Raw genomic sequence first — 26,091 nt, 5'->3', positions numbered from 1 at the left:
TACCTCATTTCATATTATGTTAAAAATTAACAACTTACACGCGAGAATCCAGGACGGAGCAGAAATCTTAAAAGGAATCAATCTACAAATCAATCCCGGCGAAGTACACGCTATTATGGGACCCAATGGAGCAGGAAAATCTACTTTAGCCTCAGTTATTGCAGGGAAAGAGGAATATGAAGTTACCGACGGTGAAATTCTTTTCGAAGGTAAAGATATCATCGAAGATGCGCCTGAAGAAAGAGCGCACGAAGGAATTTTCCTTTCGTTCCAATATCCGGTAGAAATTCCGGGAGTTACCGTGACCAACTTTATCAAAGCGGCCATCAACGAAAACCGAAAAGCAAAAGGTTTAGAAGCGATGCCGGCGAAAGAAATGTTGGCTTTGGTCAAAGAAAATTCTGAGAAATTAAATATCAAAAGAGATTTTCTGGCCCGTTCACTCAACGAAGGTTTTTCCGGTGGCGAGAAAAAAAGAAACGAAATCTTCCAAATGATGATGTTGAATCCGAAATTAGCGATTCTGGATGAAACCGATTCCGGATTGGATATTGATGCCTTAAGAATCGTTGCAGACGGCGTAAACTCTTTCAGAAGTGAAGGAAATGCGGTTCTCTTAATCACTCATTACCAAAGACTTTTAGATTATATTCAACCCGATTTTGTACACGTTTTAGCTGACGGAAAAATCATCAAAACCGGTGATAAATCTCTTGCTTTAGAATTGGAAGAAAAAGGGTACGATTGGCTGCTTAATTAATTTGAAATTTGATGCTAGAAATTTGATATTATGCGAACGATAAAAACTTCGAAGATCTGGAAATTTGGAAAAATCAAGGATTTTTTGTCAAAATATAGACAGGCATGGTCTTAAAAATATCAAATTTCAAAAACATGATCAAAATCAAATCGATCGGTCTTCTGCTTCTGTGATGGATAATATTGCTGAAGGTTTCGAAAGGGAGGGAAACAGAGAATTTGTAAATTTCCTTACCATGTCGAAAGGGTCTGTAGGAGAAGTCCGTTCTCAGTTAATAAGGGCATTTGATCGGAATTATCTGGATGAAAGTACTTTTTTAGCTCTTAAAGATGAAGCAGCTAACATGTCGGAAATGCTGTCAGGATTTATTACTTATCTTAAAAATTCGGAACATAAAGGCAATAAATTTAATAGGAATAAAGAAAATGAATGATGTTTGAGCATAAGAATTTCAAATATCAAACTTCAAATATCAAATATAAATAATGGCTCTATTAGAAAATATACAGAATAACCACACCGCTTTTTTAGAAACGCTTCAACACCGTTTTCTGGATGAGACCCGGAATGAAGCACTCAAAAAGTTCTTTCATTACGGTTTTCCCACTAAAAAAGACGAGGAATATAAATACACGAACTTACGGGAAATCACCGAGAAAAATTATAATTTCTTCCCTACAGAAGCACATACGATTTCCAAAGAACAGATTGAGGAACTGCATTTGGGCGAAGAAAATTTCGACTGGATTGTCTTCATTAATGGAAAGTTGCATAAAGAACTGTCAAAAATTACCATTGAAAATGTAGAGTTACTTTCGTTCAATTATGCACTCAACGATCCAAAACATAAAGACGTTTTCGATCAGTATTTCAATACAATCGCTGATCAAAATTTAGCGTTTACGAATTTGAATACTGCTTATTGCAAGCAAGGATTTTTCTTAAAAGTCCCAAAAAATGTGGTCATCGAAAAACCGATTCACGTTTTCTATATTTCTCAGAACCAGGAAGAAAACACAGTTTACAACACCCGGAATCTATTGATTGCTGAAGAAGGCTCTAAAATCGAAGTCATCGAAAGCCACCATAATTTCGATGAAACTTACGTTTTTACCAATTCTGTGACTGAAATTTTTACGTACCAAAATGCAAAAGCAGATTGGCATAAAGTGCAGAATGACAGCGACACTTCGTACATGATGGATCACACTTTCGCCAAACAGGAACGTGACAGTTTAACGACGGTGAACACTTTCTCTTTCGGAGGAAAATTAGTGCGTAACAACTTGGATTTCATTCATAACGGTGAAAATATCAACTCGTTTATGAACGGAATTACGATCATCGATGGCGAGCAATTGGTGGATCATCATACCGCAGTTCATCACAAAACGCCACATTGCGAGAGCTACCAAAACTACAAAGGAATTTACAAAGGCAAATCTCACGGGGTTTTCAACGGTAAAGTTTTTGTAGATAAAATCGCGCAGAAAACCAATGCTTATCAGCAAAACAATAATATTCTGTTGGATGAAGGAGCATCGGTTGACACCAAACCACAACTCGAAATTTTCGCAGATGATGTGAAATGTTCTCACGGTTGTACAGTCGGTCAATTGAATGAAGACGCTTTGTTTTACCTTCGTGCCCGTGGAATTTCCAAAAAAGAAGCGCAGGCAATGTTATTGTTCGCCTTTGCGAATGACGCAATGGAAAATATCGATATTGAACCACTTAGAGTTAAAATTTCCAAACTTTTGGCAGAGAAATTAGAAGTGGATATGGAGTTTGAAGATATTTATTAGGGCGACAAACTTGACTACGTCGAAAGTTAATTTTTTATTTTTTTTTGGCGACTTTTCCGCCTTCCGTTCCCGCTTTTTTAATTATCGGCTTCTGCATCGCTCAGCCCACAATTAAAAAGAGCTCCACTCAAGTCGGGTCGCAACTGGGATTTAAAAATAAAATTGTTTTCTAAACAAAACCATCAATAGAAACGGGCTTCGGCTCGTTTTTTTATGAAAACAAGTGAGTGGCTTTAGCCAAATCAACGGTTTACAAATTTCATTCAATCGTAAATTCAATATTAATATTTTTAAATCTGCACTTTGCTAAGTGGAACCGAAGATTCGACGAAGTCAAACGCCTTTGCGACCGTAATTTTTTAAGTGTATTTGTAGTTTCTTTGCCCATTTGTATTAAAAAACTTTAGTTACAGATCATGTTTTGAAGCAAAAATTAATATCTTTAAGTGATGAATTTAGAACATGTCAAAGACCATCTCAACGCTTACAAACAGCATGATCAGATTTTCGATGCTGCACAATTTCTCATTAATTTCTTCGGATTAGAAAGCGAAAACTTTGCAGGTTTCGGTTTCCGGACAGAATTGGAACCTGATAAAATGTTGTTGACCACAGAAGGAGTTCTCGGCGAAAAACAAATGGTTATGATTCCCCGAAACCTTTTTGATTTCGATCTGAATTTGGTTGCAAACATGGTTGCGCATGAAATGTTGCACGTTCGTCAGAAAGCGCAGGAAACTTTAGTAGAAGATAAAAACGAAAGAGAATTTCAGTCGTATTACGAAATGCTCTTTCATAAAGAATTTCCACTAGTTCCCGATGTTTCTGATTTTCATAAAAAATTCTTCGGACAAAAAGCTTTGGAATATTATAAAAGAATGGGAGAGAATTCGGATTTACAAAAGAAATATTTCGACCGAAAGTCGGAAGTAGAAAATTTGATTATTGCTCTTTAATCTAACTTAAAATAATTAAAAGAGAGTAATTAGACTTTATTTCTCTCTCTTAATTTAATATTACGACTCGAAGTCTTTTATCTTTCTTCTTTTATCTATTAGTCTATTTTAAAAATCCTTCCAAAATCTCACAAGCCGATTTAGGTAGATTCGTTCCAGGTCCGAAAATAAAATCAGCACCGTTTTCATAAAGAAACTCATAATCCTGTTTAGGAATTACGCCTCCAACAACGATGGTAATGTCATCTGCACCGAGCTTTTTCAATTCTGCCACAACCTGCGGAACTAGAAATTTATGGCCGGCCGCCAAAGAGGAAACACCCAAAATATGAATGTCATTTTCTACCGCCTGTTTTGCCACTTCTTCCGGTGTTTGGAATAATGGTGCCACATCAACGTCGAATCCCATATCGGCGAATGCTGTTGCCACTACTTTTGCACCACGGTCATGACCGTCCTGTCCCATTTTCACGACCATAATTCGCGGTCTTCGTCCTTCGTTTTCTTCAAACTTTTCCGCTAAAGAAAGTGCTTTACCGAAGTATTCATTTTTGCTTGCATTCATGGCGTAAACTCCTTGTATGGTTCTGATATTGGCTTTGTAACGTCCGAAACTTTCTTCCATAGCGTCGCTCATTTCTCCCAAAGTTACTCTTCTTCTTGCCGCTTCAATGCAGATTTCAAGTAAATTTCCGTCGCCGGATTTTGCAGCTTCTTTTAATTGATTTAAAACTTCTGCAACCGCTTCGGGATTTCGATCGTTCTTGATTTGATGCAATCTTTCAATCTGTTTTCTTCGAACTTCGGAATTATCGATATCCAATATTTCTAAATCCATTTGTTTTTGAGTGGATTTAAAGGAATTTACCCCAATGATAAATTCTTCGCCACTGTCGATTTTCGCTTGTTTTTTTGCGGCGGCTTCTTCGATTCTCATTTTCGGAATTCCGGCTTCTATGGCTTTGGTCATTCCGCCTTCCAATTCAACTTCATCGATGAATTTCATAGCTTCATCAATCATTTGTTGAGTCAAACTTTCTACCAGGTGACTTCCGCCCATTGGATCGACGACATCGCAGATTCCACTTTCCTGTTGTAGAATGATTTGGGTATTTCTGGCAATTTTTGCGGAATAATCGGTTGGCAAAGCGATCGCTTCATCCAAGGCATTCGTATGCAAAGATTGCGTTCCGCCTAGTGCTGCAGACAAAGCTTCAATAGCCGTTCTGGTAATATTATTGAAAGGTTCCTGTTCTGTTAAACTCCAACCCGAAGTTTGCGAATGGGTTCTTAAGGCTAAAGATTTGGGATTCTGCGGATTGAATTGCGTTAATAAATTTGCCCAGATAAAGCGCGCTGCCCGCATTTTGGCAATTTCCATAAAATGATTCATTCCAACTGCCCAGAAAAAAGATAAACGGGGAGCGAAATCATCGACTTTCATTCCGGCTTTCATTCCGGTTCTTACATATTCTAAACCGTCGGCTAAAGTGTACGCCATTTCCAATACCGGCGTCGCACCAGCTTCCTGCATGTGATAACCCGAAATGGAAATGGAATTAAATTTCGGAATGTTTTTAGCCGTATATTCAAAAATATCAGCAATGATTTTCATGGAAGGAGTCGGTGGATAAATATAGGTATTCCGAACCATGAATTCTTTTAGAATGTCATTCTGAATGGTTCCTGATAACTTTTCTTGTGAAACTCCCTGTTCTTCTGCCGCCACAATGTAAAATGCCAATACCGGTAAAACGGCGCCGTTCATCGTCATAGAAACCGAGATTTCATCCAAAGGAATCTCATTAAATAAAATCTTCATGTCTTCGATGGAATCAATCGCAACGCCAGCTTTTCCGACATCACCTTCCACTCTCGGATGATCGGAATCGTAGCCACGATGCGTTGCCAAATCGAATGCAACAGATAAACCTTTTTGTCCAGCTTTTAAATTTCTTCTATAAAAAGCATTGGATTCTTCCGCCGTCGAAAATCCTGCATATTGCCGAATCGTCCAAGGTTTTTGAACATACATGGTTGAATATGGTCCTCTCAAATAAGGTGCAACTCCTGCAGAATATTGTTTTTCTGTTAAAGTTTTTGAATCTTTTTCGGTGTAAGAGGATTTCATTTCCAAACCGTCTTTTTCGAAAAAATAGGGAACTGTTTGTTCCGGTTTTAGGGAAAAGTCTGGATTTGTGTTTTGTATTTTTTGGCGCATTGTTCTTGGCTTTAGAGGAAGTAAAGTTACGGTTTTTTAAGAAATTTTTATGGCAGAAAAAATATCGCAATTTAACTGTTGATTTTTGTGCATTCACGAATTCAATAACGCAGCGACCAAAGATTTATTAAAAAAAACTTCCAGAAAAATCTGAAAGTTTTATAAATATGTTGAACCTGTTTAAGGATTATATTAATAATTATCCTCCTCGCCTTTCATTTTCTCTGCATTTTCCGCCATAATCACGGCGTCAATCATTTCCTGGATATCACCGTTCATATATGCATCAAGGTTGTACATTGACTTGTTGATTCTGTGATCGGTAACTCTTCCTTGAGAATAGTTATAGGTTTTAATTTTTGCCGAACGGTCTCCGGTGGAAACCATTGATTTTCTTTGGGCGGCAACATCACCAACTGCTTTTTGCAATTCGATATCGTATAATTTGGTACGAAGCATTTCCATTGCCAGTTCACGGTTAGCCAACTGGGAACGTGCCTGCTGACAAACCACGACCATTCCGGAAGGTTTGTGCGTCAACTGAACTTTTGTTTCTACTTTATTTACGTTTTGCCCACCTGCACCACCAGATCTCGAAGTCTGCATTTCGATGTCTGCCGGATTTAGTTCAAAGTCAATTTCTTCTGCTTCCGGTAAAACGGCTACGGTAATTGCCGAGGTGTGAACTCTTCCTTGCGATTCTGTTTCAGGAACGCGCTGTACCCGGTGAACGCCGGATTCGAATTTCATGATGCCATAAACGCCGTCATTTCCTTCAACTCTTAAAATCAATTCCTTGTAGCCTTTTGAAGCTTCGCTGAAATCGGTTATTTCATGTTTCCAGCCTTTTGATTTGAAATACATGGCGTAGGCGCGATAGACATCTTCTACAAAAATTGCCGCTTCATCGCCACCAGTACCGGCTCTTAATTCGACGATAACGTTTTTGTCATCGGTCGGATCTTTTGGGATCAAAAGAACTTTTAACTGTTCTTCCAATCCTGGGATTTTATCGAGCATTTCGTATTTTTCTACTTTTGCCATTTCGACAAACTCTTTATCTGAACCGTCGGCGATGATTTCGTCGGATTCTTCAATCGTGTTCAAAGCCTGCATGTATTGGTCGAAAACAGCAACAATTTTCCCCAGGTCGCTGTATTCTTTATTCAGCGTGGAGTATTTTTTCTGGTCAGAAATGATTTCCGGCTGGATGATAAGGTCTGCAACTTCGTTATAGCGTTGTTTTATGGCTTCGAGTTTCGGTATAAGTGACTTTGACATTTTGGGATTTTTGTAGTGTGCAAAGATAAAGAAAAATGAGCCAAGTAGAAAGAGCAGGTTTCCTAAATAGGACTGCTGAAGAAATGGATGTTTTTAATCAATCGTCTTGCAGCTGGGATTCTCATTTTAAATCCCTTTCTGGAGGAGGGCAACGTTGATTCTGCCTGTGGAAATAAGAACTGCAAGTTGTTGTAGCCTCGGTTGCAGCGGCATCCTTTTGCGGAACGAAGTGGAGTAAAAGATACAGCGGAAAACGGGTGGGGTCTTGTAAAACAACGGAGTTTTGTAGCTCCTTAAAAAAACACCGCGTCCTTCGATAATTCAAATGACAGCTCTCTGCGAGAGTGGAGCCGCACAAAAAAATCAGTTCCTAAAAATAGAAACTGATTGTTATATATGATTTTGCTTTGTGATTGCTTTTCCCGAATTAATGAGGGAAAGCAATGACATCAACTAGTGATGACCGTCGGTGTGAAGAAATGGACCGCGCCCTTTTGGGTTGCTGTAAAGAAGTTCTACTCCTTCCTGCTCGGTCATGATTTTTCTTCTTACTTCTTCTGGATCAAAAGGTTTTGTTTTTCCAAAATATTCTGCCAATCCGACAGTAAGCCAAAGTGGAATGATATATCCAAAAAACATAAAAATACACCAGAACCCAATCAAGAACATACATACGAAATATATGGTCCAAAGGAACTGGTAGAAAGGCCAAAATGATGATAACAGGATCATTGTAATAGATTTTAGGCAAAAATAGGATAAATTTTGATGTGGACAAAAAATTTGCTCCTGATTTTTGTTATTTTAATTGATTATAAATTTACTTAATGGGCGATTGATTCGAAGAAGTCATTTCCTTTGTCATCCGAAATAATGAAAGCCGGGAAATTCTTAATTTCAATTTTTCGCACAGCTTCCATTCCAAGCTCTTCAAAATCAACAATTTCTACGGAGGTAATGTTTTCTTTTGCTAAGATTGCTGCCGGTCCGCCAATCGATCCTAGGTAAAATCCGCCATATTTGTGACAGGCGTCGGTAACTTCTTTACTTCGGTTTCCTTTGGCGAGCATAATCATACTTCCTCCATGAGATTGGAATTCGTCTACATAAACATCCATTCTGCCGGCGGTGGTGGGACCGAAACTTCCTGAAGCCATTCCCGTTGGGGTTTTTGCCGGACCTGCGTAATAAATCGGGTGGTTTTTGAAATAGTCAGGCATCGGTTTTCCGCTGTCTAACAATTCTTTGATTTTTGCATGAGCGATATCCCGGGCAACGATTAAAGTACCGTTTAGACTTAGCCGTGTTTTAATAGGGTATTTTGAAAGTTCCGCTAAGATGTCCGGCATTGGTTGGTTTAGATCGATATTTACGGCTGCTTCCAAGTGTGGTGCTGTTTCCGGTAAAAAACGTTTTGGGTTGGTTTCCAGCTGTTCCAGAAAGATTCCGTCTTTGGTAATTTTTCCTTTGATATTTCTGTCGGCAGAACAGGAAACGCCCATTCCAACGGGACAGGAAGCTGCGTGACGGGGAAGTCGTATCACCCGAACATCGTGGGTTAAGTATTTTCCGCCAAACTGTGCTCCGATGGAACTTTCCTGGCATATTTTCTGAACTCTTTTTTCCCATTCCAAATCACGGAATGCCTGTCCGCCCATATTTCCTTCAGTTGGAAGATGATCGTAATATCCGGCGCTCGCTTTTTTCACTGCTGCTAAATTGGCTTCTGCAGAAGTTCCGCCAATCACCAAAGCCAAATGGTAGGGCGGGCAAGCCGCAGTTCCCAGATCCATAATTCTTTCACGGACAAAAGCATCCAAAGAATTTTCATTGAGCAAAGATTTCGTTTTCTGATAGAGAAAAGTTTTATTTGCTGAGCCGCCGCCTTTTGCTAAAAATAAAAACTTGTACTCGTTTCCAGTTTCGGCATAAATGTCGATTTGAGCGGGAAGATTAGAGCCGGAATTCTTTTCCTCAAACATTGTTAAAGGAACGATTTGGGAATATCTCAGGTTTTTTTCCTGATAGGTGTTGTAAATTCCTTTTGAAATCCATTCTGGGTCGTCAGCTCCGGTGTAAACGTTTTCACCTTTTTTTGCTACACAGATTGCGGTTCCTGTGTCCTGGCAGGAAGGCAGTGCTCCTTCAATCGCAACTGCAGCATTCTGTAAAAGATTATAGGCCACAAAACGGTCGTTATCAGTTGCTTCAGGATCTTCAATAATGTTTCTCAGTTTTTGTAAATGTGCAGAACGCAACATAAAAGAAACGTCTGCCAAAGCATTTTCTGCAAGAAGTTCTAATCCTTTTGGATCGATATTTAAAATATCTCTGTCGCCGAGCTGTTCCACGGTTACATATTCGGAGGTGAGTTTTTTATATTGGGTATCGTCTTTTAAGATCGGATAAGGTTCTTGGTAGTGGAATTCCATTTTTTAATTTTTTTTGAAGTGTAAAATTAAGGAATTTTAGACTTGCCACGAAACCGCATTTTCAGGATTATTATCAGGTTGATATTTTTTGATTTATTATTCAAACTAAAACTTATGTAAATTCAAAGTAAAAAAAGGATAAAAATTATAATCTATTATTAATCAGTTGTTAAAGTTATGTATATTCAAAATAGAAGCTATGTAAATTCAAAATTAAGATTATCTTTGTAGGTAAGTAATGAGGCTATGATTGTAAAAAGAACATTGGAAGACACGATAAGAAAATACATTCAATTGTTTCCTATAATTGCCGTAAATGGGCCCAGACAGTCGGGAAAAACCACTCTTTTGAAATCTGCTTTTCCTGAATATCAATATATTTCTCTTGAGAATCCTGACATTCGAACGATTGCGGAAGCAGACCCTAATTCTTTTCTGGAAAAATATTCAGATAAAATAATTTTTGATGAAGTGCAGCGCACGCCGAAACTTTTTTCTTTTTTACAAACCAAAGTTGATAACGACAAAATTCAAGGACAATATATTCTGTCGGGCTCTCAGAATTTTCATCTTTTGCAGAATATTACCCAAAGTCTGGCGGGAAGAGTTGCGATGTTTAAACTTTTTCCCTTTGATAATCAGGAGCTTTCTGCGGCGGATCTGTTGCCAACCCATTTTGAAACTTTAATTACCAAAGGGTTTTATCCTGCCCTTTTCGACCTCGAAATTCCTTCTGATATTTTTTATCAAAATTATATTGAAACCTATATTCAAAGAGATTTGAGCGAGCTTTTGAATATTCGGGATTTAATGACTTTTCGGAGATTTCTACGGCTTTGTGCTGGAAGAGCAGGACAAATTTTGAACTTGAGTGCATTGGCAAAAGACTGTGGGATTTCTCAGCCAACGGCAAAATCCTGGCTTTCGATTTTGGAAGGCAGTTTTGTTATTTTTTTGTTGGAACCGTATTATGAAAACTTCAATAAAAGAATTATCAAAAGTCCGAAATTGTATTTTTACGACACGGGATTATTATGTTATCTTCTGAACATTCCAGATGCCACGAAATTCTCCGAAAACAGAATGATGGGAAATATTTTTGAAAATTTCATCATTGCAGATCTGCAAAAAGAAAATGCACACCATTATTCGCTGCAGAATTTTTGGTTTTGGAGAGACAGTAATGGAAACGAAGTTGATTTGATAAGTGAAGGAAAAGGCAATTTGAAAATTGCAGAAATAAAATCCACCAAAACAATTAGCGATAAGTTGTTTTCGGGACTGCATTATTTTTCGAAAACTTTTCCTTTGAAGATCGATGAGAAATGGTTGATTTATGGAGGCGAAACTTCGATAAAAAAAAACAATATCGAGATTATTTCCTGGAGAAATAATTTTATGTAAATTCAAAATAAAAGTTATGTAAATTCAAAATAAATTTGTGATTATAAATTATAACTAATTGTTTAATAAGATTATAGTTTATGTAAATTCAAAATAAAAGCGATGTAAATTCAAAATTGATGTAGGGGGTTTTATTCAAATGTAGGAATATTACCTTTTAATAAATTTAATCTGTCCTTTTGATTGATATTTAAAATGGTTATAAATCGTTGGATGATTTATAATTGTTTAATTTTAAAGAGCCGGATTTTCAAACCTTTGGAAAAAAAAGCCGAATTGAATAAATAGCCCCGATTGCAACGGCATCCTTTTATGAAACGCAGTGGAATAAAAGATATAGTGGAAAGCGGGACTGAACTTGAAAAACAGAGAAAATACTGTTGCTCCTAAAAAAATAAAGCAATGAATTACAGAACAGAAAAAGACACCATGGGCGATGTGCAGGTGCCTGCAGATAAGTTTTGGGGCGCGCAAACCGAGCGTTCCAGAAATAATTTTAAAATCGGTCCGGAAGCTTCGATGCCTCATGAAATTATTGAAGCATTTGCGTATCTGAAAAAAGCTGCCGCTTACACGAATGCCGAATTGGGCGTACTTTCTATTGAAAAAAGAGATATGATTGCGAAGGTTTGTGATGAAATTCTAGAAGGTCAACTAAACGATCAGTTTCCGCTGGTGATTTGGCAAACCGGCTCCGGAACGCAGTCGAATATGAATGTGAACGAAGTGATATCTAATAGAGCTCATGTAAATAATGGCGGAACTTTAGGAGAAAAATCTGAAATTCATCCCAACGATGATGTAAATAAATCCCAGAGTTCAAACGATACTTTCCCCACAGCGATGCATATTGCAGCGTATAAGAAAGTGGTGGAACATACTTTGCCGGCAGTTGAAAAACTAAGCAATACTCTGCACGAAAAAGAAGAGAATTTCAAAAGCATTGTAAAAATCGGCAGAACGCATTTGATGGACGCAACTCCTTTGACGCTCGGTCAGGAATTTTCCGGTTATGTGGCGCAGTTAGATTATGCGATGAAAGCGATTACCAATACGTTCGAACATTTGCAGGAAATTGCTTTGGGCGGTACTGCGGTTGGAACGGGATTGAATACGCCAAAAGGTTACGATATTTTGGTCGCGAAATATATTTCCGAATTTACAGGACTTCCGTTTGAGACGGCTCCGAATAAATTCGAAGCGTTGGCTGCTCACGATGCGGTTGTAGAAAGTCACGGCGCGCTGAAACAGCTTGCAGTAGCACTTTACAAAATAGCGCAGGATATTCGGTTTTTGGCTTCCGGGCCGAGAAGTGGGATTGGCGAAATTCATATTCCGGAAAACGAACCGGGTTCGTCGATTATGCCGGGGAAAGTAAATCCGACGCAGAATGAAGCAATGACGATGGTTTGCGCGCAGGTTTTAGGAAATGATACCACGATTTCTTTTGCGGGAACGCAGGGGAATTTCGAACTCAATGTTTTCAAACCGGTGATGGCGTATAATTTTCTGCAATCCGCACAATTGTTGGGCGATGCCTGTATTTCTTTCAACGACCACTGTGCCATTGGAATTGAACCGAATGAACCGAGAATCAAAGAACTGGTAGAGAAATCATTAATGCTGGTCACTGCTTTAAATACGCATATCGGATATGAAAATGCCGCAAAAATTGCAAAAACCGCTCACAAAAACGGAACAACTTTGAAGGAAGAAGCGATCAATTTAGGACTTCTGACTGCTGAACAGTTTGATGAATGGGTGAAACCGGAAGATATGGTTTAAAATAGACGGATAGATAATAGACTGATGGATTATAGACTATAGATAAAAGGTTGAAAAGATCAATTAAAGTTTTCTTAACATGATTAAAATGTGATAAGAGTTCCAGAGGAACGACCGATATTACAACACTGGAATTTATGGATCAAGTCTAAAACTTGGAGAGAAAGATAGAAATATTTATTTTTGAAGAATGTTAATTTTTAAATTCCTGCTGATTCAACCAGGCAATAAAGAGGAGCCAGACCTTCAATTATTCTCCGAATACCGATATTCACCTCCTGAAACCATGATAAGAGTCAGCATACAGTCAGCATAAGCCAGGGGTTGGTATGGGGATGGGTGCACTTTGGTTTTGTGTAGAAATGGGTATAGTTTGCGAAGTTACAATGTCTTTTTAGCTCCCGCACAGAAATCCGATTGCTGACTAATGACTGTATCATTTTCAGATTATTCAAAATTTTTGCCTAGTCCCCAAGTTTTGAAACTGATCCGAATTTATTCCAGTGCAAAAGCAATTTTCCACATCCATTTTAAAATAAAAATTCCGGGCAAATCGCTCGGAATTCTTTGTTGATATGAATGTGAATGAAATTTTATAAGCCAATGCCCAAGCCAATGATTAAAGCTTTGTCGTTTTTGAAATATTGGTCTTTGAAATAATTGCTGAAATCCCGCTTGACGAAAACGCTGATGCTGTTATAGGAGAAAGTAAGCTGGCCACCATAAACAAAAGGATTCACCTGATAATTTGATCTGTTTTTATAATCATCCCGATTTCCACGTACAATATTATTGGTTGACATCTGTACACCGCCGTAAACATTTGCCGCAATTCTGAAACCGTCAGAATAACTTCTGTATTGAATATCCATTCCTGCATTTTTCAGTTTCGAAAAATTGTATTGTAAGCCAAACGGAACCATTAGATAAGCTGTTCTCAATTTACTTTTATCTGTGTTTCCGGGATAATTTTCTACATAAACACCCTGGCTGCCGTCTTTTGCAAAAATCATATTATTTTCCAGACGAACTGTTCTCCAGGACAAACCTATTCCCGAAATTAAACCCCACGGACTCGTTCTGCTAAACTGATGATTGAGTTTTAATCCTACTTCCAGATTACTGTTGTAGCCAATGTTTTTATCCAGATCATTGTCGGGTAAATTATTGGTAAGCGTCATCACTCCGTAAGTAAAATATCCTGAGACATTTCTTGTTGCACTGTATTTTTTCAGCAAATTGGCTTTTAGTTCAGCATCGGAAGTGGTGTCGGAATTAAGCAGTGAAAATCGCACCTGCTTTTGGATTACCGAATCCAGATCAAATCCTAAAGCTTCGATTCTGCGGTCTATTTTTTCTGAAAAACGGTCAGCAATTGCTGTCTTTTGGAGGCTAAATTCAGTTTTGTCGAGGTTTTTATCCTGAAGAACTTTAAGTTCTGCTTCCATTAATACTTTTTCTTCCTGAATAATGGCGTTTATTTTTAAAGCATATTCTTCAACTTTTTCCTTTACGATAGGGCTTATCTCGGATTCTTTTTTGGAAGGCAAGTTGATTTTTAATGATTTTTGTGCATACATCTGGGAGGTTGAAAAAAGGCACAGCAATCCCATCATGATAATTTTCTTGATCATCTTAGTAATTTTTTTTAAAGTTTATATTGAATTATTTAGAGTTGAGGTCAATCGTCGCCACATTGCTTCCATCTTTGGAATTTTCGATAACGTCTTTGTGTTCCACAGAGAAAAGTAAGGTCGACGGATCTACAAATTTCTTTCTCTTAACCGGAATTTTTGCAGAATCTATTTTCGCAATACTGCTGGAAATTTGAATTTGGGTGATTCCAGAAATAATCTGTTCCTGTTTTTCCTTTATTAATGGAGCTTCGCTTTTTTTTGCAGTAATTTCTGATCTAGCAAATTTTGCTTCCGGAGTAGAAACTGCAACCTTATTTTCTGTAGAGAGCGTTTCGGTTTTTTCGGCAAGGAAAGAAGATTCCGTTTTAAGATTTTTTTCCGCCCGTATATTCTCAGGTTGAGTTTTTGTTTCTGCCATTTGCGGTTGGGGAACTTCATCATTATTAGAGATCAGGATAATTCCCAAACTTAAAATTAAAGCCAGACATGCCGCCGCTAAAAACCAGTTCATTCTTGCATTGGCAGGCTTTTTACTGGCTTTTTGAACTTCAATTTCTGCCCACAAATCTCTCGATGGAGTAATTTCCCGTTCGTCGATTTGTTTTTTAATCTGCTGTTCGATATTATATTTCGAGGTATTCATTTTTCAAGTTTTTCTGTTGCTGAAAGTAGATTTTTCGGAGTTTCTCTTTTGCCCGAAAGAGTTGCGTTTTGCTCACTGAAACAGAAATGTTAAGTATTTCGGAAATCTCCTGATGCGAGCAATCTTCTAAAACATAGAGATTGAAAACCATTCGGTACGCATCGGGAAGTTGGTCCAAAAGTTCCTGCGCATTAAAATCAGAGTCTGTGATCTCGTCCTGAAAATCCTCCAGAAAAGCGGGATTGATGTCATCAATATAAAAAACCGTTTTGTGGCTTTTAATGAAATTTAAACATTCGTTGACTACAATTCTTCTGGCCCAACCTTCAAGATTGCCTTCGCCGCGGAAACTGTCGATGCTTTTAAAGATTTTACAAAATCCTTTGATGACGCAATCTTCCGCTTGGTACAGATCGGTTACGTAACTTTTGCCGATGCTTAAGAATCTCTTTACATTCTGTTCATAGAAGATTTTCTGCGCAACCGGATCCTGCTTTTTCAGGCGGCTCAACAAATCATCTTTTTTATGATTGAACAAAATCTTCATACTTATTTTATTTCTACTTTAAAGACAAAAAAATATTGAAAAGGTTACAGAAAATAATTATTTCTCTTAGTTTAAATTATAAGTGCTTGATAATGAATTGAAAAAAAATCCATTTTCCGGTAAGGGAAAATGGAGGTCTCTGCGAATTTAGATAAAAACTTCCACCGAACTGGTGAAAAAATCTTCCAGTTCCTGCAAAGTTTCCGGTGCCGTGATAATATCTTTGATCATCTGACCTTTGTCTAACAAAACAATTCTGTTGCTGACTTCCGTTGTATGCGCCAAATCGTGGCTGGAAATTAGAAAAGTTACCTGTTCTTTCTGAGACCAGTCTTTGATTAATTTTTTAAGCTTGATTTGCGTGGAAGGATCCAGATTGGCAAAAGGTTCATCGAGAACAATGATTTCCGGCGTGCCGATCAGCGCACCGATAATTCCGACTTTTTTCTGGTTTCCTTTGGAGAGATCCCGCACGTATTTTTTAGCATTTAAAATTTCACCATTGAAAAAATCCGAAAACTGTTTTAGAAATTCATCAACGCTGGCTTTGTTTTGTCCGCGAAGCTCGCCCAGAAAATAAAAATATTCTTCGGGAGTTAAGTAGCCGATCAAAAAAGTGTCGTCAATAAAAGCAGAAACTTTATTTTTCCAGTTTTCATTTTCATTGACTTTATGGCCGTCGATCTCTATAAAACCTGTCGTAGGCTGAATTAAATCGAGTAAAAGACTGAAAAGCGTTGTTTTTCCGGCACCGTTATTACCGACCAAACCAAAACTTTCGCCTTTCGGAATTTCGAGGTTTTCGATGTGAAGAACTTTTTTGTTGCCGTAAACTTTAGATATATTTTGAATTGAAATCATGGTATGAATATTAATAATTAGTAGAATTTAAACTTTTTTAAAAGCCTCGAGCGTTGAATATTTCTCGGTTTTGTACACTTTAACAATAATGTCAAAGACTTTATCTCTCAAAATAAAACCGATAATTCCCAAAATGGCCAAACTTCCAACCGCCGGATAAATTCCGAAGAAATATTTGGCAACCGCAAAAACGCCCATTGGTAAAATCATCTGTGGAAGGAGGAGCAGCATAATTTTCATATTGAAATTATTTCCGCCGGCGCCGAAAGATTTCGCTTTAGAATTCAGGTCGATTGGTTTTTTATTAAAAGCTCCCGCCAATAAAGTGATGTAAGAATTCACTCCCAGATTGTACAATCCTGCTGCAAGAACGGTAAGGTAAAATTCCCAGCTGATCAAAAGATAAGCCGAAGACAATATAATGGAAATGAAAATTGCCATGACGATCAAAGCCCATTTTGCTTTTAAATACTGTTTGTAAGGAACGTTTTGCGTCATCATCAGCGGATAATAAGAACTGTCCCAACTTGGCACGCGCTGACCGAACATGAGCATAAATCCGCCTGTTACAAAGATTCCGGTAAATAACTGCATGAAACTGTTTTCGTAGCCTTTTGAGAAAGTCAATAACCCGTAAAATAAAAAGAAGATGCTCATTATTACAGCAGATTTTGCGGCTTTGCTTCTCTTTAATAAACGAATATCATTATTAATGAAAGTTCCCATCACGCCGTAACGGTTAAGAAAAGCGATGTTTTCGGTTTTTCCTTCGGCGACTTTTAACTCAAGCCCTTTGTCTAAATAAAAGTTTTTATAAATTTCCTGATAAGCGAGATATGCAACTAAAATTGCCAAAATCACGGGAAGTAAAAAAGCGCCCGGATATTGATAAAAACTATAAAATATTTTCTGAGAATATTGAGAAAGTTCAATGATTTTATAGTATTCTAAAGCTCCGAAAATGGCCATCAATCCAAAAACTGAAATCACCACGATATCTTTTCCATTCAATAAAATATTCAGAAAATTATTAAAATAAAAAATTGCAAAAATCCCGATGGTGAACAGGATGACTTGAATTACAGGGTAACCGCCATCGAAAATCAGCAAGCCGGCGAAGGGAAGAAGAAATAAAAGATTTCCCCAGTTGAAAAAATTAAAGAGGATTTTCAGCAGCGTATAATTCACCAGTTTTTTCTTGGTAATTCCTAAAGTTAGAAAAGGTTTGATGTTCTGCGTCGGCATCTGCTGCATGAAATACCTTATTAATAAATCAAACGCCCAATAATAAATAAAGTATTTGCTGAAGAGAAGAATCGGATCTGCATGTAATTTTTTCTTGGCAAAGAAATAAAGTATAAAAGGCAATGCTGCGAATATGGCGCTGAAATAGGCCATTCCGAAAAACATCAGAATTTTCATTGCGAGATTGGCGCCGAATTGTGGATTCCGTATAAAATTTTTGAATTCAAGTTGTAGAAGTCTCCAGTACATAGTCTTACTTTTTAGGATAAGTCTAAAAATAAGGAAAATGTTACAGATAAATTAGCGAAAAATAAAATAAATTATGAAACCAGCAAGAATCGTAAGGGTTAAGTACAATTGGAAAAGTTCACCTAGATCATCAGGACTTTGTACTTTAAACTTAGAAGTTTCTTTAACTGTCTTTCTTTTAATTTTTAAAAATAAAAGAAGATAGATAGCGAAAAACAGTAAAACTCCGGCATAAAGAAAGTCCATTGCTTTAAAGGTTTATTTCATCAACTCCTTTGCCTGCGAAATTGCGGCATCGGTAATTTTACTGCCGGAAAGTAATTGCGCGATTTCCTGTAATTTCTCGTCGTGATTCAATGAAATAATCGTCGTTTGGGTTTTACCGGAAATTTCCCGTTTGATGACTTTGTAATTGTTATTTCCTTTGGCAGCGACCTGTGCAAGATGACTGATGACAATCAACTGCATGTTTTCCGACATTTCTTTCATCACATTTCCGATTTCTTCCGCGACTTTTCCGGAAACTCCGGTGTCGATTTCATCCAGAATTAAAGTCGGAAGTTCAGAATTTTCCGCCATGAGTTTTTTAATGGAAAGCATAACGCGGGAACGTTCGCCACCGGAAATTGCAGTTTGAATCGGCTTTAAAGGAAAGCCCGAATTCGCCTGAAATAACAGCTGAATACCTTCTTTTCCAAAAGAAGTGAAGTGTTCAAGATCGGTTAACTGCACTTCTATTTTGGCTTTTTCCAAACCTAACTGATGCAGTAATTTCTCGGTTTTATTAATGAAATTCGGAATTGCTTTTTTTCGGTTCTGCGATAATTCCGCAGAAGATTTTTCTAAATGTTCCGCCGCAAGTTCTATTTCCTTCTCAGTTTGGCTGATGAGAAATTCTAAATCTGCGAAACCGCTCTGTTCATTTTGAATCTGATCGCGAATCTGCTTCAATTGCTCTACAGAATTTACTTTATGTTTCAGGAATAAAGAATTGATCTTGCTGAGCTGCGAACTCAAATGCTCGAGCGTTTCCGGATTGGTTTCCATTTTCTCGGCCTCGTTCTGAAGATCGAAAAGCAGGTCTTTGAACTCTACAAAAGCTTCTTCAAACCGCTGATTGAGTTGGGAATATTCGTGCGATAAAGAAGCAACTTTTGATAATTTTGTTTTAACATCAAGCAGAGAATCGAGAACGCCGATTTCTTCCGCATCGATTTTATTAAAAATCATCGAAAGATTTTCGATAATGGTTTCGGCATTTTCCTGTTTGCTTAACTGGTTCTGAACATCTTCCAGATCGAATTCATCCAGATTAACTTCTAATAGTTCTTCTAATAAAAAACCTTTATAATCGCTTTCTTTGTTGCCTTCTGAAAGTTGTTTTTTAAAGTTTTCTAAATCCCGCAGCAGTTTTTTATAAGCGGTAAATTCTTTTTGATATTTTAAAAGTAATGTTTTGTTTTTCGAAAGTCCGTCAATCATTCGGAACTGATATTCTTCATCAAAAAGATTAGATGTTTCAAATTGAGAATGAATGTCAATGAGTTTTTCAGAAAGTTTTTTCAGTATTTCCAAAGTAACGGGAACGTCATTTATGAATGCCCGTGATTTTCCGGTCGGCAAAATTTCTCTTCGGATAACGGTATTGATCTCAAAATCCAGATCATTTTCTTCAAAGAAATTTTTGAAATTTTCATTAATGATGAATTCGGCTTCAACGACACTTTTGGTTTCAGTACTTTGGATCGATTTCACGTCCGCTCTTTCGCCCAAAATCAAACGCAACGCTCCCAGAATAATCGATTTTCCTGCACCTGTTTCGCCTGTAATTACCTGTAAACCTTTGTTTAAAGTAATCTCAAGTGAATCAATAAGGGCAAAATTTTGAATGAATATTCTTGAAAGCATATTTTGAAAAATCAATTACGAAGTTTTAAATCAAACTTCGGACTGTAAATTTAAGACTTTAAAAGAGATTATGAAATACAAAAGCAAATTGCAAAAGCCTAAAATCGCGGTTCTGGCAGATTTTAACAATGAATTGCTGACGTTTGCTTTTAAATTACGGTGGAATGAAACCGGGAATTATTTCCACTTATTCCATTTGCTGTCAATGTCTTTGGGCGATAATGTGCTGAAAAGTGCTTTTAAATCTGCCATATTGACGTTGGTATTATTTCCGTTATTAAAGATATCGAAAATTTCCTGTTTTTTGGTATCAATAAAAACATTCACCGGATAATTCATCTGAAAATTATTTTCGTAGGCTTTCAACTGCATCAGCGCGTCTGCAATAATTTTTTTACCGGACGACTGGTCCTGTTTGCCGAGATTGTCTAAACCGGCACGGTGATAGGTGTAGTAAACGGTTCGCAGGGTATTCTGATCCGGTTTCAGCATATTGTCGATCAGGGCAGCCCGGGTTTTCGTTCCTTCCATCAAAGACCAACCGGCGAATTTTTGGTTCTGCGCATTGTTCGAAATTTTTTGTGCTTTTTCAAACCACTGTTGGCCGCCTCTTACTTTAAAACTGTCGGCATCGTAGCCTAAAATGGTGTAAACATAAAAACTGATCACATCGATCAAATTCTTCCCGGAGAACTGTCTTTCGTTGAAGACAAGGTTTTCGTTTTCGGTATAATCAAAGCTGAAGTTGGTGTCGTTAACATTCAGAAGTGGCGTTTCATAAGTCGTGTTGAAAACCGGACGGACCGCCTGCACCACAATACTTGCTTTGAAATTATTGCTGCCGGCCTTTTCATTGATAACGATGGCGAAATTACATTTGATCTTTTCAAAATTCTGTAATTTCTTTCCGGTCCAACTTGTATTGTTGATAAAATCCCGTAAGTTTTTCTCTAAAGTTTTATAAACCTGCATATTGCTGCCGCTGACCTGCTGGGTGTTGACTTGCACATTTGCCAAAAGTTCCTGAGAAAAACTAAAGTTAAAGGAAAGCAGAATGATGAATATCGTAGAAAGTTTCTTCATTATTAAATTAAAGTTTGAAAACGGAAATTTAAGGATATTATTTCAAAATCTGGTCTTCCACAAAATTTAAAATATCCCTGGCCACCGCCTCTTTTGATTTTAAAGGAAATTCTGTAAGCGATGATTCTGTAATAATTTTAATTTTATTGGTTGTCCCTTTGAAACCGGCGCCTTCATCCCGAAGTGAATTCAAAATAATCATGTCCAGGTTTTTTTTGTGGAGTTTTCCTTTGGCGTTTTCTTCTTCATTTTGAGTTTCCAGTGCGAAACCTACCAGAAATTGTTTGGTTTTCATTTCGCCCATTGTTTTCAGAATATCCGGATTTTTCACCAGTTCAATTGTTAAGGAATCATCATTTTTTTTGATTTTTTCCTGAGCGATTTCTTTCGGTGCGTAATCTGCTACGGCCGCACTTGCAATGGCGATATCGGCATTTCCGTAATATTCAAATACCTTTGCAAACATCTCCTTTGCAGAAGTTACGCGATGAACTTCAATATCCGGGTGATTTGTTTTCTCAGCACTCGGTCCGGAAATCAGAATTACTTTTGCTCCTCGGTTGGCAGCTTCCTCAGCCAATGAAAAACCCATTTTCCCGGAAGAATGATTTCCTATAAACCGAACGGGATCAATAGCTTCATAAGTGGGTCCTGCTGTGATCAGTACGGTTTTACCTGCCAGATTTTTATTTGAAGAAAAGAACTCTTCAATGATTTGAGCGATGTTTTCCGGTTCTGCCATTCTCCCTAGCCCGGAAAGCCCACTGGCCAATTCGCCGTCTTCTGCAGGAATAATATGATGTCCGAAATCTTCAGCCAATTCTAAATTCTGCTTCGTGGAAGGATGCTGATACATATCTAAGTCCATCGCCGGCGCGATAAAAACCGGGCATTTCGCCGACATATAAGTTGCTAGAACTAAATTATCGCACAGGCCGTGAACCATCTTCGATAAAGTATTTGCGGTGCAGGGCGCGATTAAAATAACCTCTGCCCAGAGCGCTAATTCCACATGATTGTTCCAGGTGCCGTTTTCAGAATAAAAATCGCTGTAAACGGGATTTTTAGAAAGGGTAGAAAGCGTAAGTTTCGGCACAAACTGTTCGGCAGAAGGCGTCATCAAAACCTGAACTTCCGCTCCTTTTTTTATGAAATCCCGGATAAGGTAATTGATTTTGTACGCGGCAATTCCGCCGGAAATACAGATGAGGATTTTCTTACCTTGAAGTTTCATTAATTAGAATTTAAAAGTTGAACGAATTTACTTAAATTTTTACAAACTGACCGGGATTTCAGGGACTATATTAAATATAAAAGCCACAAAAACAAGATGTTCTGTGACTTTTAAAATAATTAAAGAAATAAATAATTAGTTTCTTTCTTCGGTTTTTCTGTAGTAGATTTCGTTATCCAACCATTCTCTGATTGCTATAGAAGTTGGTTTCGGAAGTTTTTCGTAATGTTTAGAAATCTCGATTTGTTCTTTATTTTCAAAAACTTCTTCAAGAGTTGAATTATGCACCGCAAATTCATCTAATTTATTATGGAGTTCAGAGCGGATTTCTGCATTGATCTGCTCTGCTCTTTTACCCATCACTACGATTGCTTCGTAGATAGAACCTACGTTTTCTTCGATTTTATCTCTATCGTAAGTTATTGTACTTAATTCGGCTTTAGAATCTTTTACGCTCATTTTCAGTTAGTTGTTATAATTGGAGTTTGCAAATATACGGATTACTTTTTGATTTTGAAAGTGGCCGCAGGAGCAGGAGTTGCCAAGGCGGCGCTATCTCTCCGCATTTGTTCAGCTTTCTTTGCTGCCTCACGCAGGTCTTTCTCCGCGTTGATTTTTGCTTCCTCTGCTTGTTGTTTGTCTTTGAGTTCCTTATTTCGTGCTTCTACTTTTTTCTCAAGTTCAGCAAACGTTTCTTTTTCTTTTAATAATTTGTTTCGAAGATCTGTAGCAGTCTTTGCATTTTCGGTTCCCGGTACCTCTCTCTCGATTTGTTTGGTAAAGGCCAAAGCACTTTCAATACGGTCTTTCTTTAAGCTGTAAATTGAATTAACGGCTAATTCATATTTCGATTTCAACATGTAATCGTAGATTTTATCACGCAGTTTCGTACTTGGGTAATCATCCAGTACGTTTTCAAAAGCGGTACTTGCGGCTTTATAATCAGCCATTTTATAATACTGCTTCGCGTTTTCGTAAGCCTTAAACTCTAATTTGTAGGTTAACTCATCAATCAGTTGATTGATGTTTTTGGATCGGTCAGAATTCGGATAATTATTGAGGAAATTCTGCATTTCATTGATCGCTAAATCTGTGCTCGTTTGATCTAAGTTATAATCCATGCTTCCTTCATAATAACATAGTGCCGACATGTAAGCAGCATCTTCTGCACGCTTGTCCTGCGGGAATGTTACCGAGAAGTTTTTGAACTGGTGCCCGGCCAGCTTGTAGTTCTTATCATAATAATTGGCATACGCAGAATTATAGACGACGTTTGGTGCGTCATCGGTTCCTGCTACCAGATTCGAAAGCCTTTCGTACAAAGCCAAAGCGTCTTTCCACTTTTTCTTTTCGAATTTTTCGTTCGCTACTTTCAGGATATAATCTTTATCTGCACTTTTCAATGCTAAATCCTGTTGTTTGTTGCAGGCAGATAATGCAAAGAATGCAAGTGTAATAATCAAATACTTTTTCATAAATAAAATATAGCAGAAATTATATAATTCTAATTTCTGCGGTTTAGGGTGCAAAAATATAACTTTTTTATCAATAGATTTTTTTTTATGATAATTTAACTAATAATTTAATCAGCATGGTAGCCCAAAAGTGAAAAAACGGTCACCAAAACGTTCGCCATCACTTTTTTCTCTGCTTCTTCGAAATAATTTTCTTCCGGGCCAGACACATATAATTCATAAAAGTTTTTATTTCTGATAACAAATAAAGAAGAACCTACGATAAGTGTTAAAATATCTTCTGGTTTTGGAGCATTGGTGAAAATTCCGGATGCAACCCCTTTTTTAATAACGTCATCAATTTTGGATGTGAAAGTGGTATAGAATCCCAGTAAATCTTCTTTCAAATGTTCTGTGTGACGGAGTTCCTGGGTGACAAAGCCATGAAAATAATTGAACTTAAATAGTTGATTCACCACATATTTAATCAGTTCTTTCATCTGCATTTCAGGTTTTCCCTCTCTGATGATTTCTGCAAATTCCGCAAAACTTTCTCTTGTTTTCTGCACGCGGTAACGGTAGAGGTAAGACATCATTTTTTCTTTTGACCCAAAATAGTAGGAAATCATTGCTACATTAATATTGGCATTGGTAGAAATGTCCCGTACAGAAGTACCTTCAAAGCCTTTCTTTGCAATCAGTTTTTCTGCCACATTTAAAATATGGATTTGTTTTTCGGTAAATTTTTTTTTCATCGGTGTTGTAGTTTTTAGTAAAGTTAAATAAAATATAACAAAATTTAAAACAAATGTTTAATCGCAAACGATCACTTTTAGTTATTTTTGAGGATGGCTTATTTTGATTTCCATCATCATCATTTCAAAAAACATGCTGGGATTTATAATTTGGGTGTTGGAGAATCTCCGCCCGATGGCTTTTTCTCTGCCGGATTTCATCCTGATTTAAGTTTGCAATTTACGGAAGAACAGTTTGTCTGGCTCAGAGAAATCTCAAAAAATGAAAATTGCGTGGCAATTGGTGAGTGCGGTTTGGATGGATCGATCAGCATTGATGATGCGATACAGGAATCACTTTTTAAAAGACAGATTGAATTGGCCAATGAACGCCAGAAACCTTTAATTATTCATTGTGTCAGAAGGTTTTCACAAATGATTCATTTTCAGAAATCTGCTAAGGTTCCGATGATAATTCATGGTTTTAATAAAAGAAAAACCATTGGTGAAGAGTTACAAAAGCACGATTTTTATTTAAGTTTTGGAAAATCTGTTTTGCAAAATGTAAATTTGCAGGAATTTGTAAAGGATTTTCCGGCCGATAAACTTTTTCTGGAAACAGATAACGCTGAATTTGATCTTCAGTTACTGTATCACAAAGTAGCGGAATTGAAGAATTTGAATGTGGAAGATCTTATTTTACAAATCGAAGAAAATCTGAAAATTTTTAATATTTCCCTGATAAGATGAAAAAAGACTGGCTCGAAAGAACAGAATTGCTGATTAAAAAAAACGGTGTAGAAAAACTGCAGAAAGCCAATCTGTTGGTGATTGGTTTGGGTGGAGTTGGCTCATTTGCTGCGGAGTTTTTGGCCAGAGCTGGAGTGGGAAAAATGACGATTGTTGATGGTGACACTGTAGATTTAACAAATATTAACCGCCAACTTCCAGCCTTGAATTCTACCCTTGGAAAACCAAAAGTTGAAGTGGTTGGAGACCGGCTTTTAGACATTAATCCCGATTTAAAACTGACACAGTTGAATCAGTTTCTAAATCCCGAGGACATGGATACCATTTTCGATAACCAACAGTATGATTATGTTTTAGATTGCATTGACAGCGTTTCGCCAAAAGTTACGCTGATTCTGAATGCCCGCCGCCGGAAAGTGAAAATTGTAAGCTGTATGGGAGCTGGCGGGAAAATGGATCCTTCAAAAGTGTTGGTGCGGGATATTCACAAAACGCAAAGTTGCCATCTTGCCAAACAGGTTCGCAAACGGCTGAAAAAGGAAAATATAGACAAAGGAATCAGGTGTGTTTTTTCTACTGAAATTCAGGATGAAAAAAGTTTGAAAATGACCGACGGAACAAATTTCAAAAGATCTTTTTACGGAACCATCAGTTATATTCCCGCTATTTTCGGGCTTTATGCTGCGGCAGAAGTCATTAATTATTTAATAAAAAGAGATGAGTGATTGCAAATTTCCGACAGAGGAAAAACTGAAACATAAGAAAGAAATCGGTTTGCTTTTTGAGAAAGGCAAATGGAAAACGTGTGACCATGTAAGAATCATAACACTCAATTTAGATAAAAAACCGCAGGAAGGTTTCTCTTTTAACAATCAAAAAGTCGGAGTTTCTGTTTCCAAAAGACATTTTAAAAAAGCCCATGACCGAAACAGAATCAAAAGATTATTGCGGGAATGTTATCGGTTAAACAAAGAACTGTTCATTGAAAAATTTGGAACGAACTCACTGTCAATGCTGTTTTGGGTTTCTACCGAAATGCCTGCCCGTTTTGAGATTGTAGAAAAGAATTTTTTAAAGCTTTGTGAATCAGTGAAGTGAAATT

The 26,091-nt window shown here is 37.4% G+C and carries 24 protein-coding genes; 9 read left to right on the top strand and 15 right to left on the bottom strand.

Annotated elements, in window-relative coordinates; translation table 11 throughout:
- Positions 1–16: 16 nt before the first annotated feature.
- The 4 genes from sufC to QF004_RS06265 all read left to right on the top strand — a co-directional run bounded on the left by sufC (position 17) and on the right by QF004_RS06265 (position 3,521).
- Positions 17–760 (top strand): Fe-S cluster assembly ATPase SufC, encoded by a 744-nt coding sequence (gene sufC, locus QF004_RS06280; RefSeq protein ID WP_133439328.1) that lies wholly within the window; start codon positions 17–19, stop codon positions 758–760.
- A 64-nt stretch (positions 761–824) separates the two neighbouring features.
- Positions 825–1,193 carry a four helix bundle protein gene (locus QF004_RS06275; protein WP_307424047.1) on the top strand — a complete coding sequence of 123 codons (369 nt, stop codon included), beginning with the start codon at positions 825–827 and terminating at the stop codon, positions 1,191–1,193.
- 52 nt (positions 1,194–1,245) lie between these two features.
- On the top strand, positions 1,246–2,565 hold the full coding sequence (gene sufD / locus QF004_RS06270; protein ID WP_133439329.1) for a Fe-S cluster assembly protein SufD: 1,320 nt from the start codon (positions 1,246–1,248) through the stop codon (positions 2,563–2,565).
- Positions 2,566–3,014: 449 nt separating this feature from the next.
- Positions 3,015–3,521, top strand: a complete 507-nt coding sequence (locus tag QF004_RS06265) for a hypothetical protein (protein ID WP_307424044.1) — start codon at positions 3,015–3,017, stop codon at positions 3,519–3,521.
- 103 nt (positions 3,522–3,624) lie between these two features.
- Here the strand turns inward: QF004_RS06265 and scpA are convergent, their stop codons facing one another.
- The 4 genes from scpA to QF004_RS06245 form a co-directional block, all read right to left on the bottom strand.
- A complete protein-coding gene (gene scpA, locus QF004_RS06260; protein WP_307424041.1) occupies positions 3,625–5,742 on the bottom strand; it encodes a methylmalonyl-CoA mutase in 2,118 nt (705 codons plus the stop codon).
- 192 nt (positions 5,743–5,934) lie between these two features.
- Positions 5,935–7,023 (bottom strand): peptide chain release factor 1, encoded by a 1,089-nt coding sequence (prfA, locus tag QF004_RS06255; protein WP_133439334.1) that lies wholly within the window; start codon positions 7,021–7,023, stop codon positions 5,935–5,937.
- 453 nt (positions 7,024–7,476) lie between these two features.
- Positions 7,477–7,755, bottom strand: a complete 279-nt coding sequence (locus tag QF004_RS06250; protein ID WP_133439335.1) for a hypothetical protein — start codon at positions 7,753–7,755, stop codon at positions 7,477–7,479.
- Between the two features lie 92 nt (positions 7,756–7,847).
- Positions 7,848–9,455, bottom strand: a complete 1,608-nt coding sequence (locus QF004_RS06245) for a fumarate hydratase (protein ID WP_307424037.1) — start codon at positions 9,453–9,455, stop codon at positions 7,848–7,850.
- A gap of 246 nt (positions 9,456–9,701) precedes the next feature.
- Between QF004_RS06245 and QF004_RS06240 the strand changes: the two genes are divergently transcribed.
- Together QF004_RS06240 and fumC are read left to right on the top strand one after the other, a co-directional pair.
- Positions 9,702–10,859 (top strand): ATP-binding protein, encoded by a 1,158-nt coding sequence (locus QF004_RS06240; protein WP_307424034.1) that lies wholly within the window; start codon positions 9,702–9,704, stop codon positions 10,857–10,859.
- Positions 10,860–11,261: 402 nt separating this feature from the next.
- Positions 11,262–12,644 (top strand): class II fumarate hydratase, encoded by a 1,383-nt coding sequence (gene fumC / locus QF004_RS06235; RefSeq protein ID WP_307424031.1) that lies wholly within the window; start codon positions 11,262–11,264, stop codon positions 12,642–12,644.
- A 593-nt stretch (positions 12,645–13,237) separates the two neighbouring features.
- On the opposite strand, the gene QF004_RS06230 is transcribed toward fumC, so the two are convergent.
- The 11 genes from QF004_RS06230 to QF004_RS06180 all read right to left on the bottom strand — a co-directional run bounded on the left by QF004_RS06230 (position 13,238) and on the right by QF004_RS06180 (position 24,260).
- Positions 13,238–14,278, bottom strand: a complete 1,041-nt coding sequence (locus tag QF004_RS06230) for an outer membrane beta-barrel protein (RefSeq protein ID WP_307424028.1) — start codon at positions 14,276–14,278, stop codon at positions 13,238–13,240.
- A gap of 31 nt (positions 14,279–14,309) precedes the next feature.
- Positions 14,310–14,924, bottom strand: coding sequence for a hypothetical protein (locus tag QF004_RS06225; RefSeq protein ID WP_133439340.1), 615 nt, complete (start codon positions 14,922–14,924; stop codon positions 14,310–14,312).
- Positions 14,905–15,471, bottom strand: coding sequence for an RNA polymerase sigma factor (locus tag QF004_RS06220; RefSeq protein WP_307424023.1), 567 nt, complete (start codon positions 15,469–15,471; stop codon positions 14,905–14,907). The genes QF004_RS06225 and QF004_RS06220 overlap by 20 nt, the downstream gene beginning before the upstream one ends.
- Before the next feature lie 147 nt (positions 15,472–15,618).
- Positions 15,619–16,332, bottom strand: a complete 714-nt coding sequence (locus QF004_RS06215) for an ABC transporter ATP-binding protein (protein ID WP_307424021.1) — start codon at positions 16,330–16,332, stop codon at positions 15,619–15,621.
- 27 nt (positions 16,333–16,359) lie between these two features.
- Positions 16,360–17,826, bottom strand: a complete 1,467-nt coding sequence (locus QF004_RS06210) for a DUF5687 family protein (RefSeq protein ID WP_307424018.1) — start codon at positions 17,824–17,826, stop codon at positions 16,360–16,362.
- Between the two features lie 258 nt (positions 17,827–18,084).
- Positions 18,085–19,734: a DNA repair protein RecN gene (locus tag QF004_RS06205; protein WP_307424016.1), complete on the bottom strand. Its 1,650-nt coding sequence runs from the start codon at positions 19,732–19,734 to the stop codon at positions 18,085–18,087.
- Between the two features lie 177 nt (positions 19,735–19,911).
- Positions 19,912–20,817: a DUF4835 family protein gene (locus QF004_RS06200; protein ID WP_307424011.1), complete on the bottom strand. Its 906-nt coding sequence runs from the start codon at positions 20,815–20,817 to the stop codon at positions 19,912–19,914.
- Between the two features lie 37 nt (positions 20,818–20,854).
- Positions 20,855–22,051: a bifunctional phosphopantothenoylcysteine decarboxylase/phosphopantothenate--cysteine ligase CoaBC gene (coaBC, locus tag QF004_RS06195; protein ID WP_307424008.1), complete on the bottom strand. Its 1,197-nt coding sequence runs from the start codon at positions 22,049–22,051 to the stop codon at positions 20,855–20,857.
- Between the two features lie 135 nt (positions 22,052–22,186).
- Positions 22,187–22,510: a DNA-directed RNA polymerase subunit omega gene (locus tag QF004_RS06190; protein WP_133439347.1), complete on the bottom strand. Its 324-nt coding sequence runs from the start codon at positions 22,508–22,510 to the stop codon at positions 22,187–22,189.
- 41 nt (positions 22,511–22,551) lie between these two features.
- On the bottom strand, positions 22,552–23,526 hold the full coding sequence (bamD, locus tag QF004_RS06185) for an outer membrane protein assembly factor BamD (RefSeq protein WP_307424003.1): 975 nt from the start codon (positions 23,524–23,526) through the stop codon (positions 22,552–22,554).
- A 107-nt stretch (positions 23,527–23,633) separates the two neighbouring features.
- On the bottom strand, positions 23,634–24,260 hold the full coding sequence (locus QF004_RS06180) for a TetR/AcrR family transcriptional regulator (RefSeq protein WP_133439349.1): 627 nt from the start codon (positions 24,258–24,260) through the stop codon (positions 23,634–23,636).
- 93 nt (positions 24,261–24,353) lie between these two features.
- On the opposite strand from QF004_RS06180, the gene QF004_RS06175 reads away from it, so the two are divergent.
- From QF004_RS06175 to rnpA, 3 genes are read left to right on the top strand one after another with little or no spacing between them, the layout of a single operon-like run.
- Positions 24,354–24,989 (top strand): TatD family hydrolase, encoded by a 636-nt coding sequence (locus QF004_RS06175; RefSeq protein WP_133439350.1) that lies wholly within the window; start codon positions 24,354–24,356, stop codon positions 24,987–24,989.
- Positions 24,986–25,714, top strand: a complete 729-nt coding sequence (locus QF004_RS06170; RefSeq protein ID WP_307423998.1) for a tRNA threonylcarbamoyladenosine dehydratase — start codon at positions 24,986–24,988, stop codon at positions 25,712–25,714. Before QF004_RS06175 ends, QF004_RS06170 begins: the two co-directional genes overlap by 4 nt.
- Positions 25,707–26,087 (top strand): ribonuclease P protein component, encoded by a 381-nt coding sequence (rnpA, locus tag QF004_RS06165; RefSeq protein ID WP_133439352.1) that lies wholly within the window; start codon positions 25,707–25,709, stop codon positions 26,085–26,087. The genes QF004_RS06170 and rnpA overlap by 8 nt, the downstream gene beginning before the upstream one ends.
- Positions 26,088–26,091: the final 4 nt, after the last annotated feature.

The sequence above is a fragment of the Chryseobacterium sp. MDT2-18 genome (genome assembly GCF_030815285.1).
GTDB lineage: Bacteria > Bacteroidota > Bacteroidia > Flavobacteriales > Weeksellaceae > Kaistella > Kaistella salivictor.
This window is presented reverse-complemented; position numbering and strand designations above follow the sequence as displayed.

Bases quoted from the DNA above. Each gene is read 5' to 3' on its own strand.
- QF004_RS06205 (WP_307424016.1), bottom strand. From the start codon at position 19,734: ATGCTTTCAAGAATATTCATTCAAAATTTTGCCCTTATTGATTCACTT.
- prfA (WP_133439334.1), bottom strand. From the start codon at position 7,023: ATGTCAAAGTCACTTATACCGAAACTCGAAGCCATAAAACAACGCTAT.
- sufD (WP_133439329.1), top strand. From the start codon at position 1,246: ATGGCTCTATTAGAAAATATACAGAATAACCACACCGCTTTTTTAGAA.
- QF004_RS06220 (WP_307424023.1), bottom strand. From the start codon at position 15,471: ATGAAGATTTTGTTCAATCATAAAAAAGATGATTTGTTGAGCCGCCTG.
- QF004_RS06200 (WP_307424011.1), bottom strand. From the start codon at position 20,817: ATGAAGAAACTTTCTACGATATTCATCATTCTGCTTTCCTTTAACTTT.
- QF004_RS06215 (WP_307424021.1), bottom strand. From the start codon at position 16,332: ATGATTTCAATTCAAAATATATCTAAAGTTTACGGCAACAAAAAAGTT.
- QF004_RS06265 (WP_307424044.1), top strand. From the start codon at position 3,015: ATGAATTTAGAACATGTCAAAGACCATCTCAACGCTTACAAACAGCAT.
- QF004_RS06240 (WP_307424034.1), top strand. From the start codon at position 9,702: ATGATTGTAAAAAGAACATTGGAAGACACGATAAGAAAATACATTCAA.
- QF004_RS06180 (WP_133439349.1), bottom strand. From the start codon at position 24,260: ATGAAAAAAAAATTTACCGAAAAACAAATCCATATTTTAAATGTGGCA.
- scpA (WP_307424041.1), bottom strand. From the start codon at position 5,742: ATGCGCCAAAAAATACAAAACACAAATCCAGACTTTTCCCTAAAACCG.
- QF004_RS06250 (WP_133439335.1), bottom strand. From the start codon at position 7,755: ATGATCCTGTTATCATCATTTTGGCCTTTCTACCAGTTCCTTTGGACC.
- QF004_RS06170 (WP_307423998.1), top strand. From the start codon at position 24,986: ATGAAAAAAGACTGGCTCGAAAGAACAGAATTGCTGATTAAAAAAAAC.
- QF004_RS06225 (WP_133439340.1), bottom strand. From the start codon at position 14,924: ATGAATACCTCGAAATATAATATCGAACAGCAGATTAAAAAACAAATC.
- fumC (WP_307424031.1), top strand. From the start codon at position 11,262: ATGAATTACAGAACAGAAAAAGACACCATGGGCGATGTGCAGGTGCCT.
- coaBC (WP_307424008.1), bottom strand. From the start codon at position 22,051: ATGAAACTTCAAGGTAAGAAAATCCTCATCTGTATTTCCGGCGGAATT.
- bamD (WP_307424003.1), bottom strand. From the start codon at position 23,526: ATGAAAAAGTATTTGATTATTACACTTGCATTCTTTGCATTATCTGCC.
- sufC (WP_133439328.1), top strand. From the start codon at position 17: ATGTTAAAAATTAACAACTTACACGCGAGAATCCAGGACGGAGCAGAA.
- QF004_RS06190 (WP_133439347.1), bottom strand. From the start codon at position 22,510: ATGAGCGTAAAAGATTCTAAAGCCGAATTAAGTACAATAACTTACGAT.
- QF004_RS06230 (WP_307424028.1), bottom strand. From the start codon at position 14,278: ATGATCAAGAAAATTATCATGATGGGATTGCTGTGCCTTTTTTCAACC.
- rnpA (WP_133439352.1), top strand. From the start codon at position 25,707: ATGAGTGATTGCAAATTTCCGACAGAGGAAAAACTGAAACATAAGAAA.
- QF004_RS06175 (WP_133439350.1), top strand. From the start codon at position 24,354: ATGGCTTATTTTGATTTCCATCATCATCATTTCAAAAAACATGCTGGG.
- QF004_RS06245 (WP_307424037.1), bottom strand. From the start codon at position 9,455: ATGGAATTCCACTACCAAGAACCTTATCCGATCTTAAAAGACGATACC.
- QF004_RS06210 (WP_307424018.1), bottom strand. From the start codon at position 17,826: ATGTACTGGAGACTTCTACAACTTGAATTCAAAAATTTTATACGGAAT.